The sequence below is a fragment of the Myxococcus xanthus genome, assembly GCF_006402735.1.
Classification (GTDB): domain Bacteria; phylum Myxococcota; class Myxococcia; order Myxococcales; family Myxococcaceae; genus Myxococcus; species Myxococcus xanthus_A.
This window is the reverse complement of record NZ_CP017174.1, coordinates 6206781-6225451: the sequence shown is the minus strand read 5'-3', so window position 1 is coordinate 6225451 and position 18671 is coordinate 6206781. Positions and strand designations below refer to the sequence as shown.

The following is an 18671-nucleotide window of genomic DNA, read 5'->3' as shown; positions in this document are numbered from 1 at the left end:
CCCACACGCGACGGGAGCGCGCGGACGTGCTACCCCATCGCCATGCCTCGCGCTCCCCGAACCGATGCCTCGCCCGAGGGGCCGAACCCCTCCACCTCTCCGTCCGAGCCGCCGCTGGACTCCGCCTTCACCTGGCACTCAGAGAGCGCGGAACCCGCGCCTGCTCGGCTGTCCCCCGTGAATGACCGGCTCAGCGCGGATACGGCGCTCAAGCGGGTGCGCCGAGGCGAGTTCCTGCTGTACTCCGGTGACTTCCACAACGCGAAGCAGCTCCTCGGCGCGCTGAGCCGGCGGCTACCGCAGCCAGCGAAGGCGCGCTCGCCGCTGGAGGCATTCCGTGCCGAGCGGCGGGCCCGGCAGCTCGAACACGAGACGCTGTCGCGCATCGTGGTGTCTCTCGACCGCGACTACCGGCTCGGGCTCGCGCGGGCACCGGACACGTCACTGGCATGCCATCAGGTGTGGGGGGCTCCAACGACGGACACCAGCGTGGTCCCGCTCAAACAACTCCTCGGTATGCTCGGGGCGGCGGAGTGGCGCCGCAAGGGACTCGCTGTTCCTGGCCTCACAGGGCTGCTTCACCCGCACTATGGCGTCTACCTTCCGACCCGCACGGATTACGTGGAACTGCTGAGCTCATTTACGGAGGTGAAGGGCAAGCGCGTGTTCGACATCGGCACTGGAACCGGCGTGCTCTCGTTCCTCCTCCTCCAGCGGGGCGCGGCGTCCGTGCAGGCGACTGACTGTGACTCCCGCGCCGTGGCCTGTTCCCGGGAGAACGCGGAGCGGCTCGGGCTCGGCAAGCGCTTCCAGGTGGCCGAGGCCGACTTGTTCCCGAAGGGCACGGCGGACCTCGTGGTGTGCAACCCACCCTGGATTCCCGAACCGCCCAAGAACCGGGTGGACCGCGCGGTGTTCGACGAGGACAGCCAGTTCCTGCGGCGCTTTCTCGAAGGACTCTCCGCTTCGCTTGCTCCTGGCGGAGTGGGCCTGCTGCTCCTGTCGGACCTCGCGGTGCTGCTCGGCCTGCGCCCACCCGGGTGGCTCGAAGCGGAATTCGAACGGTGCGGCCTGTCGGTGCAGTGGGCCCGGTCGACCCCGGCGCGGCATTCGAAAGCGAAGGACACGTCAGACCCGCTGCACATGGCGCGCTCGCGCGAGCGCACCACGCTCTACTGCCTGAAGCCGGTGGCCTCGTAGGACTCCGGCTTCGCCGGTCGTGGATGCCGCCGCCGGAGGAGTCCCCGGCGGCAGCACGGGCCACGAATCACCTGCTCATGACCTCAGATGCCCCAGCGGCAGCCCACGTGGAAGCTGTCGCCGGAGGCATTCGTGATGTCGAGCCGGCGCGTGGTCGAAACGCCGGCGGAGCCCAGGCTGTACTGGGCGTGAGTTCCCGCCCCCTGGAACACCGACGAGATGGTGCTCCCGACGGTGATCTGGATGATCACGCCATTGCCAGAGTAGTGGTCCACGCCACACAGGCCGGACGTCGAGGTCGAATAGGCATAGTAGCCGTTGGCCCAGTTCACCGCGCAGGTGCTCCACTTCGGTCCCCAATTGCAGCCGCCGTTGTTGACGAACGTGGCCGCGCTGCTCGAAGACGTCAGCGCCTGCTCGCTGACGCCAGGGCGCTGCGCCCGCGCGGACGCGTCCTCCCTTTCACCTCCGCCCGCGTAGGACTCTTGCTCATTCACGTCGCTCGGAAGGTTCAGCGCGCGGTCGTATGCGGCCTGGAGCTCCGCGGGGACCGGCGCACCGGGGCGCAGCCGCTCGAATGCGAGCAGCGCGTTCGCGGACTCCTTGTCGCCGAGCACGAATGACTGGGCCGGCAGCTTGTGCTCAGCCAGGTACAGGGCGCCCGGCGCGGGCTCATGGAACGTGACGGTGTGGCCCGGCTCGACCTCGATGCGCAGCACGACGCTGGCTTCGGTGGTCGTGTTGACGGGCGTCTCGGAGTCACCGGGGCCGGCCTGCTCCACCTCCGCCCCCGAGCATCCCGTGCACAGCGCAAGGCCAAGGCTTCCCATCGCGAGCCACTTCATTCCGCTACGCATATTTCTTTCCTTTTCTGAAATCGCATCGAGCGACTCTCCATGAGTCGGCTCTCGCGACACTGCGCGCGGTGCGCCGGTCCATTCATCCTGGAGCGAGGTCATCCCGCGCCCTGAAGAACGACCCCTCCGGAAAGTCTTCGGTCGGTGATTTCCAGGGGATTTTCATGTCGCGACATCGCAGGTGCGTTGTGAGGGCGCGCCTCGGCAGTCCTCCCCGGCCCGCGGCTCCATCCCCCCAGACATGACGCCTGTGAGGGTGGACGGCCCTCGGCATCTCGATGCGCTCGGAGAGGCATTGAGCACGTTTGGACGGCCCAAGCGACTGGTGGCATTCGACTGGTCGGAGCTCTCTTGTCATGAGTAAGATCCGCGGATGCGATTGCTCCGCGTCCTTCTTCCCCTATTGTGTGGGTTGTCCATCCCTCTCCCCGCCAGTGCCCAGTTCGTCACGGTGAGCGGACCTCCCGTGGCGCCCCTTCCCGAAACAGCGGGGTTGGGCCTCTGCGCCGCGACGAGCGTCTCGCGGAATCCCGCAGCTGACTTCCCGCAGACTCAGTCGACCTACGTCGCTGGCATCAATGCCTTCATGGAGGCGAACCGGAGCAATCGCGTCACGTCGGTGCTTCGGACGCCCCTGGACCTGTCCAACAACCTCAATGATGGGAGGACGCTGAGCTACGGCGACTTCACCGGGGTCGCCGCAGGTTGCCCTCTCGGCGGATGTGACTTCGGCGACGACGATGACTTCACATCCTTCGCGACCCGCTTGCGTGGCTTCATCGCGGTCACGAACGACATGCTCAACAGACCCCTGCACTTCGGGTTCTACGCCGACGACTCTGTGAGCCTGACGCTCTTTGACCGGAATCAGACGAGCTATCCGGTCATCAACCGTCCGCCGACGCTCGGCGCACCAACGTGGCGCGCCACCAAGACGGTCTACTTCGAGCAGCCTGGACTCTACGGCGTGGAGGTGCTCCACACGAACATGAGCGAGCACTCCGCACTTGAGATCTCGATGTACGACGGCGACTTCGCGGACTTCGAGAGGGCCGCGAACACACCGCCCGTCATCAATCTGGCTGCAGCGGGCTTCGTGCTCGTCACGCCCGAGATGTTTCATCAGACGGAGTCGGGGCAGTCCTTGCTACCAACCCTCACCGAGTGCGCCCAATGCAATCGCCAGTTCTCCAACGGGCCAGGGAATGGGGGATGCGAAGCGGGCTATCGCTGCAACGCGGCGGCCCTGTGCGCTCCCTGTGATTCGTCGCTCTTCTGTGGGGCGTCGTGCTCTCCGTGTGGGGCATCAACGCCGTACTGTGTGAGCCAGACCGAGGACTTCGTCTGTGCGCAGTGCCGGGATGCGAACGACTGCGTGGCGCTCGATGAATGCCATCTGCCCAACTGCACGGAGACGGGCACCTGCGCTTCGACTCCCGTGGAAGACGGCACGGAGTGCACGGGAGGGACCTGCCAGCAGGGCGAGTGCAGACCCATGGACGCGGGGACCCCTGACGCGGGTGGGCCCGGTGAGGTGGATGGCGGTCCCATCCCTGAAACGGACGGGGGAGACATGGGCACGGATGGAGGAGACACGGGCTCGGATGGAGGAGACACGGGCTCGGATGGAGGAGACACGGGCACGGACGGGGGAGACACGGGCTCGGATGGGGGAGACACGGGCACGGATGGAGGAGACACGGGCACGGATGGGGGAACTTCCACGCCGGACTCGGGAGTTCCGGCCGTGGACGCGGGCTCCAACGATGGAGGCTCGCCAGCGCCTCCCACGGAGCCAGCGTCTGGCTGCGGCTGCCAGGGGGGACCGCAGGCGTTGCTCCCCATGGCGCTGCTCGCGCTCGCGCGCGTCGTGAGACGCGACCGTCGACTGGGCACACCGTCGCGCGATTGAGGAGGCGAAGCGCAAGTCGCGGCCGTTCATTTCAAGGGCTCGCCGCGGCAGCGTCGCGCGGCGAGTCGCCTACCGGGTGGTGACGACGTTCTGGCCGCCGTTGTTGTCCCAGCGCCTTGCTGACCCGCGTTCCGGAACAAAGGCGCCGAGGCTCCCCAACCGCGGGAGCCTTCGGCGCCGAAGGGCCATCTGGCTGGCGCTACCCGCCGGTGAGTCCCGGGAGGTCCAGCCACGCGATAGGGTCGAACCCGGGCGTGGTGGGGGTCTCGAAGCGCCAGATCAAGGAGATGCTGTTGAGGGTATTGGGCTGGAGCGCGCTGGTGAAACCCGACAGGCGAGCATCGACGCCCTGGGGTGCCAGCGACTGGAACCGAGTGCTCCCCGGAGCGCCTCCACCGAACTGCCTCCCCAGGTTGGTGCGGAGGTAGAGTTGATTGAGCGAGCCGGCGTCGAGGGTGCCGCCATACCCGAAGGCAGCGACGACATACTCCCCTTCCGCGAAGGTGACGTCACAGACATTGCTTCCGCCGGCGGCACCCCGGATGGGTTGCTCGGAGCCGTCAATCCAGATTTGGAGACAATCCACCCGGCTGCCCGTGCGAAGGAGGACGCGGGAGATGTTCTGGCCACTGGCGGCGGCGTCTTTCGCACGGCCCCCTCCCGAGATGTTCTCCGCGCCACCGTAGGGACCCGTCAGTGCGTGAATGACGCTCTGGACGGGGAGCTGGCCGGTGGAGCCGAAGCACGGCCACATGAAGGAGGGCGCCAACCACCCCAGCGTATTGACGGCGAACTGTTGAGTATAGAGGAACGCCTCCCGCTCGCGGTACTGGTTCTGCGCCTTCGACTCCGCCCAGGCCTTCTGCTCGTTGAAGGCTTGCTTCGCCATCACCTTCAGCGCGGCCGTGGCCTGCTCCAGCAAGGAGTCCAGCGCCAACCTGAAGGCCTCGCGCTTCGCGGGCCCCTCTGTCGGATACCAAGGCGCCGAGGCATAGATCTGGTCGAAGTAACGCCAGCGCGCGCTGTAGATGGCCAGCGCGATCGTGAAATAGGCGGAGCTATAGGGCAGCTTCTGCGAGGGATACTGCGACGCGGGGTAGTTGGCGTTGTAGGTGAAATACGGAGCGCGGTCCGCGATGAGCTGACACAGGCCGTCGTACTCATTGTAGAGCCGGTCGTTTTGATACAGCTTGATGGCGTTGAGGATGCCCCGGAACTCATTCTCAACGGAGCTCATCACCGATGACTCAACGCCGAGGTAGACGGCCTTGACGATGTACCGCTGGATGGCTTCCCAGATGAGGTTGGGGTTGGTGGTGGAGGGCCAGAAAATGCCCATCAAGCTGCTGAGGAACCCTCCGATGTCCGGGATGAGGTTGATGAGCGCCCCCACCAGCGACTCCAGATCGTTCGAGATGGTGGCGAAGAGCGCTTTTTCTTCGACAATCGCCAACTGGGTGATGGCTCCATTCCGTGCCGCGGACGCACCGGGCCAGTCCGCGGGCTGGGCGCTGAACATCTGGAAGCTGTCGATGTTGTCACCGAAGCGGTACTCGCCTTCCAAGTCGGACACGAGCGTGTTGGGGCCGAAATACAGCTTCGTCTTGCTCGGGTGCTTTTTGTTGTAGTCCTTATCCTCGTAGACGATGAGCCAGGTCTGGGGGCCGGTCACCAGCGACTCGATGTGGTCCCCCACCTTGGCGCTGCCTGGGGAGCTGGAGCCAAACAGCGTGAACTTGTAGTCATCCAGATCCGAGACGTTCTGGGCGCCCGTGAAGTTGATGTAGGCGTGCTGGTAGCCCCACATGTCGAAGAACTGCACCCAGGTTCCAGAAGCGCTCGTGCTTGGCATTGATGTCTCTTTCTCAGGGAGAAGCCCCAGCCGAGACTCACTGCAATTCGTGCACCCAACGACCTCCAGGTGCGGGCGCATTTTTTAACCGGAAGCGGGGCGTTGCTGCGTCACGGGAGGACGCAACTGCGTTCCAGCCGCTGCACTCTTCGGCGTCCAGGCCTGGTCCACCACCGTCTACCGGCTGTGTGAGCGGGGCGAACTGGCTCACGTCCGGGGCACCAACGCTATCCGCGTTCTGCCTGCGGATGTGGACGCCTTCATTGCCCGACGCCGGGCGAGCAGGGCGCGCAATCGCTCCGAAACCTTGGCCTCGGCGGATTTTTGACACCCGCACCGAATGGCTCCGAAGCTCGCTCCGTCCCTTCCCCCGAGAGGCTTCGCTCCATGCTCCCATCCCTGTCCCGCGGCAGCTTGCCCATCTGGACGCTCGTGCTCGCCATGCTCCTCTGCGGCACCGCCAACGCGCAGTTCACCGGCAAGCGCCGCGCCTATGCCTCCAGCTTCTGGGGTGGCACCGGCGCCAGTGGGAAGACCATCTCCTGGAGCGCGCTCTACGTCGCGCTTCCACTGGACTACGGCTACAACGCCGCCAACAACACCATCGTCAATCTGGCTGGCGTCACCGCGGCCCAGTCGGACCTGCGCACCAGCAGCACGCGTTCGCTGAAGTGGGGCACGCAGATTCGCATCACCAACCGCCACCCGGGGCACGCGGGCTATGGCCGCAGCGTCCTCACCACGCTCCAGGACTCCGGGCCCGCCGACAGCATCCTCAGTGACGCCGCGCTGGGCGGCCGCGCGGCATCTCCCTACAAGCCCCTGGGGTGCTGGATTGACGTCACCCCGGGCGTGAAACAGGCGCTGGGCAGCACGAAGCCGGAGACGGAAAACCTCATCGTCGACTTCGAAGTCGTGAACGACCTCGGCAGCTCACTCGATCTGGACTCCAACCCCAACCTTGCCTTTGGCACGGCGGCTAGCGCGAGCGACTCGGAGAACACGGGCATCAGCGCCCCCAGCGCCGCCGTGGACGGCAATGGCGCCTACCACCTGGAGAACTATCGCAGCGCATGGCGCTCGGCGTACCACGCCAACACCTCGGACACGGTGTGGCTCAACGTCAACCTGGGCCGGGCGGAGGCCGTGCGCCGCGTCGTCGTGAAATGGGGCAGCTTCGTGCCCCCCGGCTACACGCTGATGGGCTGGACGCCGGGCATGAGTTCCTGGGTGACGCTCGCCACTCGCACGGGCGCGGGCGGTGGCACGCACGTCCACTCCTTCACGTCGGACCAGACGTACCAGTACTTCGGTCTGAGCATGAGCGGCGCGACCCGGTATGACGTGAAGGAACTGGAAGTCTACCGCTGGGACTACTGACGCCCGGAGTACAGCAGGTCCCCAGTTCTCGCCTCGACGCCTCGTTGGGCGAGCACTGGCCCCGGTAACGAAGGTGCAGGTCCTGGTGGAGGGTATCGGTCGGCCCTCAAACACGAAGGCCGGCAGTCCCGAGTTTCCTCAAGGACTACCGGCCTTCATGAGTGAGCGGCGGAAGGGATTCGAACCCTCGCCCCCGAAGGAACGCGAACCTGGCCCCCTTCTCGGTGAGCAACACCGTCCGGGTCTTCTCCTTGTTCAACTGGACGCCAATGGCCTCCGCTTCTTCGCGGATGCGCTCCAACGCACGTTGTGCCTGGAGCTGCGCGGCGGCTCCAGCCCCGCGTCACTCTCGGACAAGGACACCGAGTACTCCATGAACTATCACCTCGAGCTCGACATCATGGATGGGCGCGTCATCCTGCCCGAGTGCATTCCCGACCACAGCACGGGGACCTGCCTTTAGAGAGTGCCAATGACCTCCCTACGTCCCATCATCACCCCGGCCAACGCCGCGCGCCTGAGTCGCGTGCGGCAACTCGGCCCCGTGCGCGTCTCCTTCTCCTCGGGCCAGCGACTGGGCTTCGACTCCCAAGGCGCGGTGCTGGTCGCAAAGGACAGTCGGCGCGCTCGTCTACGGTGGTGGGATTTAAGGACGGTTTCGGACCATCCCGTGATGGACACTGAGTTGCCGCTCCTAGGGGCTCCTGCCGTGGCGGTGGGGGAACTGGTGGTCTGTGTCGGCGCTCCGGAACAGTCACCCTCGGGACTCTGGCGGCCGAGCCTCAAGGCCCTGTCCGCCAGGGATGGCTCTCTCCAGCGCCAGGAGTTTCTGCCCCACGCAGTCACCTCGCTCTGTGCGTCCAGGGACGGCTCCTATCTGCTCGCGGTGATGGACGAGGGCGAGGGCCTTCTCTGGGATGTCCGCGCTTGGCGTCCGGTTCGAGAGCTGCCGTGGCCGGAGGGGGAGTTCTCCGTCACCGCGTGTGCCCTCTCGGCGGATGGCCGCTTCGCCGCGGCGGCCGCCACGCTGTGGAACGATGACCAGAGAGGCGTCCTCTGGCTGTGGGAGGTAGCGTCGGGAGGGCAGCCTTGGACGATGCCCATCGATGCGTCGACGGCCTGGAGTGTCTCGTTCCATCCCCGGGAGCCCCTGCTGGTCGTGGGGGGCCCCACTCAAAACGTCGCCGTCGTCCACGCAGAGGAGCGCCGCCTCGTCCGGACGATTCCGGGCTTCTACGGCTACGCCTACAACCTGGACTTCCACCCGGAGGGGCACCTGCTCGCCGCTGCGCACGACGGTCCTGGCTTCGCCCTCCACCACTTCGACACGGGAGAGGTCCTCTTCCGTGCCAGCGACGACAACGACCTCCAGTCGAGTGATGCTGTCTTCTCCCCCGACGGGCGCTTCGTGGCCTGGGGGCAGGGGGATGGCACCGTGGGGCTGTGGGCCGTGGCCGACTGACGGCCTGGGGGCGCGCGAATCTGAAGCACCTGGGCCTGCCCACGGCAGGTGCGAGGCTGGCCCCGGCGAGAGGGCCCCCAGACCGCGTGGTGTTGAGGCTCAATCCGCCCGGGACAAGAGAGCCAAGCCCCTGCCGCGCACCTCATGGGGAGGGCGGCCAGGGCTGACGTGTCCCCAAGGGGGCTCAAGCGGCCTCTGTACAGGCTGGGCGCACGGCTCGGGCGGCCCCGGCAGTGGCCCTTCTCGGCTCCTCCGCTCCAGCCCTCACCCTCAACATTGCTTCTATCCCGCCTGTACGCTCCGCGTTCTGGGACAGCGTGCCGCGCTGACTCCACCACGGCGGTGCCCATTCGATACGCGAAGTCCTCCTCGCTCCCGATTCTCCGTTGCTGCAGCCGGGGAGCGCGGCTTCAACTTCCGCATGGAGTGCAGCGACGTGCAGCGGGCGGTGGCGACGGACTTCCTCGGCCGCGCTCCGGTGGTGTGCCCCACCGAGGTGCCCATCACCTTCGCCGACAGCACTGGCGCGCTCGGCGGGGATGGAAAGGGGCCGCTCCTGGTGAGCCTGCACAGCCCGAGCAGGGTGCTCCCGGCGGCGAGCTGGAGATAGCCCGGTTGGGCACCTCCAGCCTCGCTCCGCTGGTGGTGCTGGTCGTCAGAGGGCCTGAATCGCCTGGACGTCCCACGTGACCTCGAGGCTCTCGTGCCTCCGGACGGTGACGCTCCTCAGGAAGCCCGGCTTCTGCCCCGGTACGAGCCGGAGCCCCGGGAGACTTCGAAGCAGTGCCTCCACTGCCAGGCGTGCCTCGAGCCGCGCGAGCGGCGCGCCGATGCAGAAATGGAGGCCTTGCCCGAAGGCGAGGTGCTTCTTGACGTCAGGCCGCCGGATGTCGAAGCGCTCAGGCTCGTGGAACCGGGCCGCGTCGCGGTTGGCCGACGCGTAGACGATGCGGATGTGGGCTCCTTTGGGAATGGGCACGCCCCCAATCTCCACCGCCTCCAGCGCCGTACGGAACATGGCATGCACGGGGGAGATCATCCGCACCGCCTCCTCGACCGCGCCTGCGATGAGGCCCGGGTCGTCCCGAAGTGCCCGCAGTTGCTCCGGATGCTCGAGCAGGAGCTCCACCGCTCCCACGATGAGACCCGCGGTTGTTTCATGTCCCGCGAAGTGCACCTGCATCAGCAGGCTCACCAGCTCCGCCATGCTCATGGGCGGCGTCATCGCCTGCGCCCCGGTGACGATGTCGCTCAGCAGGTCCTCTCGGGGGGACACTTCCCGTTCCTTGAGTGCCGAGGCCAGATATCGCTGGAACTCGACCACGCCTCGCGCGCACGCGACCTGGTGCTCGATGGGGCCATGCGCCGCGAGGACCGTGGACAGCTCATCGGACCAGCGCCGGAACCGGTGGATGTCCGAGCTGGGGATTCCGAGAATCTCCGCGATGATGCTGCACGACAGTGGATGGGCGAACCGGAGGAACAGGTCCACCTGCCTCTCGTGCCTGAAGGAGTGGATGAGCGCGTCCACGAGGGTGCGGATGAAGGGCTCCTTCTCCGCGAGGCGCCTCCCGGTAAAGGCCTTGCTGACGAGGCTCCGGAAGCGGCCATGCGCTGGCGGATCATTGTCGACGAGGCTGGGCACCAGGGGGTAACCGTCCATCAGCGCGGTGACCACCTCCGGCGGCGTCGTCGCGGCGCCCACCGTGATGGACTCTGCGGACGAGAAGTGTGCGGTATCGGCGACCACGGCGCTGATGTCCGCATGGCGCGTCACCACCCACGCCCCCAACGCCGGACTGAAGAACACCGGTTCCTCCCGCCGTGCACGCGCGAGGAACGGATGAGGATTCTCGAGCTGGGGAGAGTCGAGCGGGTGGTACTCGGACCCGAGTCCTGAGGGGGCGTTGGTCTTGGACATGCGTGAGCTGACCTCAACGGTTTGTTGGGTGGGGGGCGGGACAGCGGACCGCATGGTGCCAGGGCTTACGGCTTCGCACACGGGGCTGGGCGATGCTGGACGGAGCGTCCCATGTCCACTCGACGCCGCCTGGCTTGCACATCACCAATGAGCGCTCATCGCTGAGCAACACGCCGTCGTCCCAGGGGGGATGCTCTTTCCCGGAGCCATGCAGCGCTCGACCTCACGCAGGTCGGAGTCAAATCAGGCCTCGTGGCGTTCCAATGGCTCCCTCATGATAGCCCTTGAGAGAAGTGGACGTGTTCGCCTACCTCCACCCACGCCCTGCAAGGTGGCGCACGGAGGCATCCCGTGCGCCACCCTCACCTCATTACATCGCGCTGAAGACGAGGTCGTCCTTGTCGTCGAGTTCCCCGGTGGGGCAGGGGCTGCTCAGGCCCCCGTAACGGAACACCGCGCGCACCACCTGCGCGGAGCCGGCCGGCAGTGTGTAGGTCACCGACAGGCTCTGGAGGCCGGAGCCCGCGGCGGGGACCGTCCCGACCAGCGTCCACACCGGCGACGTGGCGCTCGGCGCGGAGTACACATCCAGCACGTCCGTCGTGTTGAATGCCCAGACGGTTGCGGTGAGTCGTGCCGCCGTACCCGCGCGCAGCGCCCCACCATCCACGGTGGCGAGGACAAGCCGGTCGATGGACTCGTCCCGGTGGAAGCTGCCTGAGTTTCCATCGGAGCAACTGCCGCCCACCGTGTTGGGCGCGTTCAGCTCGGGGCCCACACTGCCCCGGCCCGTGAGCAGGGTGCCCGAGTCGCAGCTCGCCCCCCCGACCCCCGCGCACGACGGTGCACGCCACGTGCTGCTGTAGCTCGCCTGGATGGCGCCGCCCGAAGATCCCGCGACGGTGATGCTGACCGACTGGGATGATGCGGAGTTGCCCGGCACGTCCCAGGCCACCGCATGCACGGTGTGCGTGCCCGCCGTGGCGCTCGCCGCGCTCCACGCCACCGAGTACGGCGCGCTCGTGGCCGTACCGACAGCCTGACCGTCGACGTAGAACGTGACCTTCTGGATGCCCGAGTAGTCCTGCGCGGTGGCGGCCAGCGTCACCGTTCCGCTCACCGTGGCGCCGTTGAGCGGGCTGTCCAGCGTCACCCCCGGCCCCGTGTTGTCCACGACGTTGACCTGGAGCGCGGAGACCGTCTCATTGCTCGCGGCGTCGTAGGCGCGCGCGGTCAGGAGGTACGAGCTGGCGGGCGCCGCCTGCAGCGTGTTCCACGTCACCGAGTACGGCGCGGTGGTGTCGGAGCCCACGAGCGCCGCCTGCGTGCCCGGGGTGTTGGTCTGCACGTAGAAGTCGACACGCGTGACGCCGACGTCATCGCTCGCGGACGCCTGGAGCACCACCTGGCCGCGGACCGTCGCCCCCGGCACGGGAGACGTGAGCGAGACGGAGGGCGCCTGCGTGTCGACGGGCGTCACGACCTGGAAGACCAGGTCGTCACGGTCATCGTAGGAGCCCGTCGAGCAGGGCGCCGCCGAGCCGTTGTAGCGGAAGACGCCGCGCACGGCTTGCCGGGCGCCGTGCGGCAACACGAAGCTCGTCGATAGGACCTGGGAGCCCGCCGTGTACGGAGCCACCGTCGCCACGAAGACCCAGCTCGGGTTGGACGCATCCGCAGCGGAGTAGATGTCCAGGAAGTCGGTCGAGTAGCCGGAGAAGGCCCACACCGTCGCGTCGACGATGACCGTCTTGCCCGCGGTGAGCGGACCGCCGTCGAGGCTGCGCACCTTGAGCCGGTCGAGCGACTCGTCCACATGGAAGCTGCCGCCCATGCCGTCGGCGCAGGTGCCGCCCAGGGTGTTGGGAGCGTTCGGCTCGGAGCCCTCGGGGCCACGGCCCACGAGCAGCGTGCCCGAATCACAGGAGGAGGACTCCCCCGTGCACACGGGGACCTTCAGCGTCGCGTCGTACTGCGCCTGTCCCGACTGCACGGGCACGCAGACTCCCGGACCCGTGTCACAGGCGGAACCGGCGCCGCAGGTGCCGCAGTCCAGCGTGCCACCGCAACCATCCGACATGCTGCCGCAGGTGCGGTTCTGCGCCGCGCACGTGGTGGGCACGCACACGCAGACGTTGGCCGCCGAGCACGCCTGGCCGGCGCCGCAGGTGCCACAGCTCAGCGTGCTGCCACACCCGTCCGGAATGGTGCCGCAGTTCTTGCCCTGCGCGGCGCAGGTGGTGGGCGCGCAGACACAGACGTTGGCCGCCGAGCACATCTGGCCTGCGCCACAGGTTCCGCAGCTCAACGTTGCGCCACAGCCGTTGGGAATGGTGCCGCAGGTCTTGCCCTGTGCCTCACAGGTGGTGGGCGTGCACGTCGTCAGGGAGATGAGCTCCGCGGCCTGGGTGCCGCCGATGATCATGCTGCCGCCGCCGGGGATGCGGTACACGCCTCCCACCACCAGGGCATCGCCCGTGGTCAGCTGGACCATCTTCGCGTACTCACGCTTCTGCAGGAGCGGGGTCCCTTGCGTCCACGTGCCCGTGGCGGGATCGTAGCGCTCGACGGAGGCGAGCGTCTCCCCCGCGCTGTTGTAGCCGCCCGTGAGCAGCACCGTGCCGTCCGCCAGCACCGTGCCAGTCGCTTGCCAGCGGCTGCTGTTCGTCGGCGAGCCGGTGGCCGTGAAGTGGAGCAGCGCCGGGTCGAACAGCTCCGTCGCCGTGCGTCCCCCGACGAGGAGCACGCGGCCGTCCTGCAGCAGCGTGGCCACGTGGTCGGTACGCCCGTTGGTCATGGTCCCCACCTTCGTGAAGGTGTTCGTGGCGGGGTCGAACAGCTCGCCTCCATACATGGAGATGAGCAGCACGCGCCCGTCCGGCAACAGCGTGGCGGTGCCCTGCGAGCTGGGGTAGTTGGCATCGCCCGCGGACGACCAGGTCCCCGTCGCGGGGTCATAGATTTCGGCGGACTTGACGGTTACAGAGCCGGTGCTCAGGCCTCCCATCACCAGCACGCGTCCATCCGCCAGCCGCGTGTTCAGCGCCCGCTCGCGGCCGACGGCCATCGAGCCCGTGGGCGTCCAGGTCTTCGTCTGCGGATCAAACAACTCCGCCGAGGACAGGTAGCTTCCCATGCCACCCCCTGCGGCCAGCACCCGTCCATCCGCCAGGGTGATGAGGCTGTGGAAGACGCGACTGGCGGTCATGGGCGGCGTGGCGGTCCAGGTATTCGTTGCGGGGTCGTAGAGCTCCGACACGAGGCCGTCGGCGGCGAGCACGCGCCCGTCGTTCAGCAGCGCGAGCCTGGGATATTGATGGGAGTTGCTCATCGGGCCGGTGAACCCGCTGAGCTCCTGCGACACGGCCGCGGTGGAGGTGTCGGACGACTCGGTCTCGACCGCCCCACAGGCGATGAACAGAGAACCCGCCAGGATGGCGAGTGTGTGACGAATGGACATGTATGACCTCGGAGCCGCGTTCCCTCGCGGCGGTTGTGCGCACGGCATGGGACTCGAAGCGCACGTCCTCCTCATCCCCTCTCCCGTGTCGAAGCGCCTGCTCCAGCAGGGCCGCGTGGTCGGAGACCCCATTGCAGCTGTTGCATGCAGGCGTGATGGCAGCGAGACGGGAGCCCGGCCTGAGGAGTCCTATCTCTGAGGTCTGACAGCGCAGGAAACCGGGTCGCGTCCGGAGGAGCGCCAATTGGCGGTGCATGGCCGCGCCGGTTGCGCTTTCACGACCTGCGCGGCACGTGCGCCTCGTTGCTCATCCAGTCCGGGGCAAGCCTGGCGGCGGTGGCGAGCGTCCTGCAAGGTCAGGGGCCCGCGCGGCTCCGCGCGCTGCCGAGCGGGAGGGCGCGCCTGCTCACCGTGCGGTGGGCGGTCGCGGAGCGGTTGTCCGTCTGTACCGCCACCGGCTATCGGCTGTGTGAGCGAGGCGAACTGCCCCACATCCGGGGGAGCAACGCCATCCGCGTCCGGCCAGCGGACGTGGACGTCTTCCTTGGTTGAGGTCGTGACTGACCCGGTGGTTCCCGGCCCTACTGCGGGAACTGGAACCTTCCGAGCACCGTCCCTGTTACGCGAGCGTAGGTTCTCGCCGTCCTCCGGCGTGAAGCCGCCGCGCACCAGGCCCCGGCGCGGCCATGGCCGCCCCAGTGACGGAGCCCGCCCCGCCGCGCCTCCGTCCCGGCGGCCGCTACTCGGTGGACTTCGCCGTCCGCGCGCGAGGGCCGGGTGGTGGAAAGCCAGACGTCGTGGGACCAACTCGAGGCCCTCGCCCGCCACCTGGAGAAGTCCTACGAGGCGCTGCTGGCCGAGGTATTCACCTCGCGAGAGCGGCAGGGCTTCATGCGGTTCGTCCGGAACGTCCTGTTGGACGAGGTGCCCTTGACCAGCACCGCGCAGTGGGCCTACCCGCCGCTGGTGAATACCTTCCAATGTCTTCCCACCGGGAAACCCTCCGGCCACCGCGAACATCACGGTCCACGATGCGTCCCAGGTCCCTTGAGATGAGATTGCCGTCGCTGTTCCTGTCGCTCTGCCTGGCCATGGTGGCCCGAGCGGACGCCGCGCCTCCTTGGACGGACCACCCGCGGATGGAGCGCTGCTTCGACGGGGCCCAGGAATTCATCCAGGCCGCCTACGGCGAGGCGGGCACGGAGGATTGGTGTCCGCCAGGAGAATTCCTACCCTGGAACCAGAAGGCGCGGCACAACTCGTATCCAAATCAAAGGAGAGCTGGGTGGGGCCCATCAGGATGGGGGCAACTTCAGACCCTCTAGTTCTCCTTCACGCGCGACACCCAGCTCTCCAGGGTGCTGAGGCTGCATCCAGATTGGGCGTGCTCCTGGCTCATCCCCAGCGCATCGACAATCTGCGCGCAGCTGCAACCAGCGGTGTCCACGAGGGTAAAGCGGCGCTCCGGCTCGCCGTCGTTCGACGACAGCGTGTTGAAGGTGCCATCGCCGTCAGTATCGGCGAAGCGGTTCATGCCCGGCAGGGAGCCTGTGGACAGGGACTCGGGGAGCACGGTGCCCGCGCAGCGGTCCGCGCTATCGCAGACGCCGTCCTTGTCGGAATCGGTGCAGGTGTCGCGGCAGCAGAGCACACCGCCAAAGCGGGAGCCCGTCTTGATGGCCGTGTAGGCCTCGCAGAGGCCGTTGTCGTCAGCGGTCGTCGCGGCGTTACACGACCATGGCGAGCCTTCAAGCCCCGAGCACAGGTTCTCCGAGAACCGGTTGAGGGGGCCACACGTGGCCTCGGTTCCGAAGTTGCCGCAGCCGAAGAAGTCGTTCGACGTTCGGGCGGTCTGCAGGCAGCCAGGAGTGCAACTGTCGGAGTCGCACTCCGGACCTGTCGAGGTTCCGTTGGCACAGACGCCGCAGCCATTGGTGCTCTGCCGGGTGGCGAAGAAGAGGGCCTGGTCTCCCGCCTTGGTGGCTCCCTTGCAACCGGTGGAGGACCGGCTCATCACCTCGGCGTCGCTCGTACAGACGTGCCAGCCGCTCGCGCAGAGGTCGGCCACGTTGCAGCCGGCGCCACCCGGCTTCGGGCCATCGTCACCGCCCTTGCGGCCGCAGACGGGGGTCAGGGTGTCGAAGGTCACGAGGCCCGGGCAGGCCGGAGCAATCCCCGGGTTGTCCGTGTGCAGGCCCGGAATCCGCCATGCACCGGCGCACCCCGCGATGTCAGGCCAGCGCGCGATGTCTTTGAATCCCTCACGCTGACGGTCCGCGCAGCCGGCTGCATCAGAGGAATGGGCAAAGCCTGGCGAGGCCGCCATCAGCAGCGAGCCGAAAATCAGACCGCAAGCCATCCGTACATTTTGTTTCAGTGTGTTCATGGTACCCCCCGGAACCGGTCAGGCTGCATGAACCGCAAGCCTTTCCGATAATTGTTGCGGCTACGGAGGATGATGTGCTGCGGCTTTCATCACAACCGCCTTGGGGGCCGTGACCTCCACGCAGTGGAGAACACTTTTTCGGCGCACTCCTCATCCCGCAGGGCATCTCCCGCAGCGTGCGGGAGGGCTCGCGAATCCATGCGGGCATTCCATGTGGAGACACCTCCAGCTCTGGCCTCCCCGCACCCACGGGACCCGAGACCGCTCATCCGGCGCGGAGCCGGAGGGGGGCCCGCCATCAATCCATGGCGAGAGGGCGCGGACTCTGCTCGTCGCAGGCTCGGTCGGTGCTGGCCGGAAATCGGCTCATTGTTGGGCTGATATTGGATTGCTCGATTGCTGTGCCATGCACCGGAGATGGCCGCTCTTCGTTGCGAAGTTCGCGGTGATGGGGGATTGCTGGCGGTCCCCGTGGAGGGCTCGGACGCCGGTGATGGCGCCCATCGAATGCCCTGAAAACGCCACGCCCCGGCACTCCAAGGAAGGAGCACCGGGGCGGGCGTCACGTGGTCAGCGGCTCACTGCTCCGGCGAGATTTCGCGCACGGATAGCCACTTGAAGTCCACGTCGTTGGCGCTGTCCCAGCGGAACACCGCGATGGGGCCGCCCCAAGTGATGGGCATTGCGTTCACCGCGCCGCCGCAGTGGCTGGCGTCACCACCCCAGCTGCCCGAGTCCACCATGTCGTAGACCTTCTTCCAGGTCTTCTTGTCGGCGTTCTCGTTGAGGTACTTCTCGAGGCGCACGGCCTCCTTTCCGTTGACCTTGGTGTTGCGCATCACCGACTTGAAGCCCACCCAGCGGCCGCGTAGCGCCGAGGTACCGGACTTGTACGACGCCTGGTTGTAGGAGACGTGCCACGTCTCCTTCTTCCAGCGGACCCGGCCGTCATAGTGCAGCGAACCCTTGTAGCTGCTGCCCTCGCACCCCGAGTGGTTGTCGTTGTGCTTGCCGCCTCGCGCGTACCACGCGAAGTTGTCCGACACGTCGGACACCGAGTTGACCTTCACGAAGCCAGTCATCTCGATGTTCCGCCAGTCGTTCGCCGCCTGCATGTAGCCCCGGCTGGCCAGCACGTCGCGGTCGTAGGTCGGAATCTTGGACGCTGTAGCCCGTGGAGGTGAACACGGACATGCGCACCTTGCTGTTCCTCATCTTCCAGGAGCCGTCCGAGTTGCGGCTGATGGTGTTCTGCGGGTCGAAGCGCTTGTCGGACGTAGCGTTGTCCGCCAGGAACCACTGCTCGCCGCCCGACTTGGTCGGATAGATCATCGTCACGCCGAACTTGTCCTGGCCCTGCTCGCCAGGTGGGTCGGTGGGCGGGGTCGAGCCGGTGCCGGGCTGCATTTCCGCGATGCTGGCCCAGGTGTTCATCGAGCTGCCGTTCACGGTGATGCGCACGTAGCGCGCGCTCACCGGGGAGAACGAGTAACGCTCCAGCGCGGCGGTGTTGCCGGATGAGCTGCCGGAATGCACCTGCGTGAAGGTCGTGCCGTCCGTGGAGGTGGAGATGGCGAAGTTGTTGACGCGCTCGTTGCCACGGTGCCAGCCGATGTCCACGGCGCTGAGCGATTTCACCGCGCCCAGGTCGCCGGTGAGCCATTCTCCCACTCCGTTGCTGGACCAGCGCGTGGTGGGGTCGCCGTCGATGGCGTTGGCGGGGACGTTGCCGTCATCCCCACTGGCGGTGACGGAGGTGAATCCCTCGGCGGCTAGCGCGGGCGTCGCGAGCGCAAGGGCAGTCAGCGCGAGCACACGGGCAGGTGCATCCATCCCCCCGGGATGAGGTCCTGTGGTGTGGATTCAAGTTGATACCTCAAGTGAGACCACCAGGAGCCACGACTCACCGGGCGGACGATGCCGGACCGGCGCGCCGCGGTCCCCCAGCGGCGCGTTGGCTTCCAGACCGCAGGCCCGCGCCCCGTCAGCGACCCACGCCCCGCGCTGGGCGTCTCGCTTCCGTCAGGACCGGCGGTGTTTACGACTCGATAGCGGTGTTGCGGGCGCGAATACCCTATCACCTGAAAGGGTATTCCCATTGCCATTCCTTGATTGATATCGATTTCGCCCTGCAGACAGGTGTGTAGCAATCCCTCTCAGCCTCGCTGAAAATTCTCACCATTGCTGCGGATACGCCCTCCCATCTCAAGCCCCCTCCCGCAGCGGCCGTGATTCGACAGC

16 protein-coding genes are annotated in these 18671 nt (G+C 67.2%); 9 read left to right on the top strand and 7 right to left on the bottom strand.

Translation table 11 applies throughout. The annotated features are described in order from the left end of the window. Positions 1-42: 42 nt before the first annotated feature. Positions 43-1200: a 50S ribosomal protein L11 methyltransferase gene (locus BHS09_RS25290; RefSeq protein ID WP_140799349.1), complete on the top strand. Its 1158-nt coding sequence runs from the start codon at positions 43-45 to the stop codon at positions 1198-1200. Positions 1201-1283: 83 nt separating this feature from the next. Here the strand turns inward: BHS09_RS25290 and BHS09_RS25285 are convergent, their stop codons facing one another. After that, complete coding sequence (locus BHS09_RS25285) at positions 1284-2057, bottom strand: hypothetical protein (RefSeq protein ID WP_161607184.1); 774 nt, start codon at positions 2055-2057, stop codon at positions 1284-1286. A gap of 373 nt (positions 2058-2430) precedes the next feature. Here BHS09_RS25285 and traA point away from each other — a divergent pair, with 373 nt between their 5' ends. Continuing rightward, entirely contained in the window at positions 2431-3969 is a 1539-nt protein-coding gene (gene traA, locus BHS09_RS25280) for an outer membrane exchange protein TraA family protein (RefSeq protein ID WP_140799348.1), read from the top strand. A gap of 199 nt (positions 3970-4168) precedes the next feature. Here traA and BHS09_RS39510 read toward each other — a convergent pair whose 3' ends face one another. After that, a complete protein-coding gene (locus BHS09_RS39510; protein WP_237077405.1) occupies positions 4169-5821 on the bottom strand; it encodes a jacalin-like lectin in 1653 nt (550 codons plus the stop codon). Positions 5822-6005: 184 nt separating this feature from the next. Here BHS09_RS39510 and BHS09_RS40345 point away from each other — a divergent pair, with 184 nt between their 5' ends. The 5 genes from BHS09_RS40345 (at position 6006) to BHS09_RS38640 (ending at position 9273) form a co-directional block, all read left to right on the top strand. Then, on the top strand, positions 6006-6149 hold the full coding sequence (locus tag BHS09_RS40345) for a hypothetical protein (protein ID WP_140796590.1): 144 nt from the start codon (positions 6006-6008) through the stop codon (positions 6147-6149). 59 nt (positions 6150-6208) lie between these two features. Then, entirely contained in the window at positions 6209-7201 is a 993-nt protein-coding gene (locus tag BHS09_RS25260; RefSeq protein WP_140793974.1) for a discoidin domain-containing protein, read from the top strand. A 157-nt stretch (positions 7202-7358) separates the two neighbouring features. Next, a complete protein-coding gene (locus tag BHS09_RS25255) occupies positions 7359-7664 on the top strand; it encodes a hypothetical protein (RefSeq protein ID WP_140793972.1) in 306 nt (101 codons plus the stop codon). 9 nt (positions 7665-7673) lie between these two features. After that, a complete protein-coding gene (locus BHS09_RS25250; RefSeq protein ID WP_140793970.1) occupies positions 7674-8663 on the top strand; it encodes a WD40 repeat domain-containing protein in 990 nt (329 codons plus the stop codon). A gap of 436 nt (positions 8664-9099) precedes the next feature. Beyond that, complete coding sequence (locus tag BHS09_RS38640) at positions 9100-9273, top strand: hypothetical protein (RefSeq protein ID WP_161604913.1); 174 nt, start codon at positions 9100-9102, stop codon at positions 9271-9273. A gap of 45 nt (positions 9274-9318) precedes the next feature. Here BHS09_RS38640 and BHS09_RS25240 read toward each other — a convergent pair whose 3' ends face one another. Both BHS09_RS25240 and BHS09_RS25235 read right to left on the bottom strand, forming a co-directional pair. After that, positions 9319-10584 (bottom strand): cytochrome P450, encoded by a 1266-nt coding sequence (locus BHS09_RS25240; protein ID WP_140793966.1) that lies wholly within the window; start codon positions 10582-10584, stop codon positions 9319-9321. 370 nt (positions 10585-10954) lie between these two features. Further along, entirely contained in the window at positions 10955-14044 is a 3090-nt protein-coding gene (locus tag BHS09_RS25235) for an Ig-like domain-containing protein (protein ID WP_161604912.1), read from the bottom strand. 267 nt (positions 14045-14311) lie between these two features. On the opposite strand from BHS09_RS25235, the gene BHS09_RS25230 reads away from it, so the two are divergent. Then, positions 14312-14596, top strand: a complete 285-nt coding sequence (locus BHS09_RS25230; RefSeq protein WP_140793962.1) for a helix-turn-helix domain-containing protein — start codon at positions 14312-14314, stop codon at positions 14594-14596. 228 nt (positions 14597-14824) lie between these two features. Next, complete coding sequence (locus BHS09_RS25225; protein ID WP_140793960.1) at positions 14825-15100, top strand: hypothetical protein; 276 nt, start codon at positions 14825-14827, stop codon at positions 15098-15100. Between the two features lie 265 nt (positions 15101-15365). Here the strand turns inward: BHS09_RS25225 and BHS09_RS25220 are convergent, their stop codons facing one another. The 3 genes from BHS09_RS25220 to BHS09_RS40335 form a co-directional block, all read right to left on the bottom strand. Then, positions 15366-16403, bottom strand: a complete 1038-nt coding sequence (locus BHS09_RS25220; protein WP_140793958.1) for a hypothetical protein — start codon at positions 16401-16403, stop codon at positions 15366-15368. 605 nt (positions 16404-17008) lie between these two features. After that, complete coding sequence (locus BHS09_RS40340; RefSeq protein ID WP_418763964.1) at positions 17009-17476, bottom strand: hypothetical protein; 468 nt, start codon at positions 17474-17476, stop codon at positions 17009-17011. Beyond that, positions 17379-18245, bottom strand: coding sequence for a discoidin domain-containing protein (locus BHS09_RS40335; RefSeq protein WP_418763963.1), 867 nt, complete (start codon positions 18243-18245; stop codon positions 17379-17381). The genes BHS09_RS40340 and BHS09_RS40335 overlap by 98 nt, the downstream gene beginning before the upstream one ends. Positions 18246-18671: the final 426 nt, after the last annotated feature.

What these genes read in the sequence shown, in the direction of transcription:
- traA (WP_140799348.1), top strand. Translation starts at nt 2,431, where the DNA reads ATGCGATTGCTCCGCGTCCTTCTTCCCCTATTGTGTGGGTTGTCCATC.
- BHS09_RS25290 (WP_140799349.1), top strand. Translation starts at nt 43, where the DNA reads ATGCCTCGCGCTCCCCGAACCGATGCCTCGCCCGAGGGGCCGAACCCC.
- BHS09_RS25240 (WP_140793966.1), bottom strand. Translation starts at nt 10,584, where the DNA reads ATGTCCAAGACCAACGCCCCCTCAGGACTCGGGTCCGAGTACCACCCG.
- BHS09_RS39510 (WP_237077405.1), bottom strand. Translation starts at nt 5,821, where the DNA reads ATGCCAAGCACGAGCGCTTCTGGAACCTGGGTGCAGTTCTTCGACATG.
- BHS09_RS25255 (WP_140793972.1), top strand. Translation starts at nt 7,359, where the DNA reads ATGAGTGAGCGGCGGAAGGGATTCGAACCCTCGCCCCCGAAGGAACGC.
- BHS09_RS25220 (WP_140793958.1), bottom strand. Translation starts at nt 16,403, where the DNA reads ATGGCTTGCGGTCTGATTTTCGGCTCGCTGCTGATGGCGGCCTCGCCA.
- BHS09_RS25235 (WP_161604912.1), bottom strand. Translation starts at nt 14,044, where the DNA reads ATGTCCATTCGTCACACACTCGCCATCCTGGCGGGTTCTCTGTTCATC.
- BHS09_RS25250 (WP_140793970.1), top strand. Translation starts at nt 7,674, where the DNA reads ATGACCTCCCTACGTCCCATCATCACCCCGGCCAACGCCGCGCGCCTG.
- BHS09_RS25260 (WP_140793974.1), top strand. Translation starts at nt 6,209, where the DNA reads ATGCTCCCATCCCTGTCCCGCGGCAGCTTGCCCATCTGGACGCTCGTG.
- BHS09_RS25285 (WP_161607184.1), bottom strand. Translation starts at nt 2,057, where the DNA reads ATGCGTAGCGGAATGAAGTGGCTCGCGATGGGAAGCCTTGGCCTTGCG.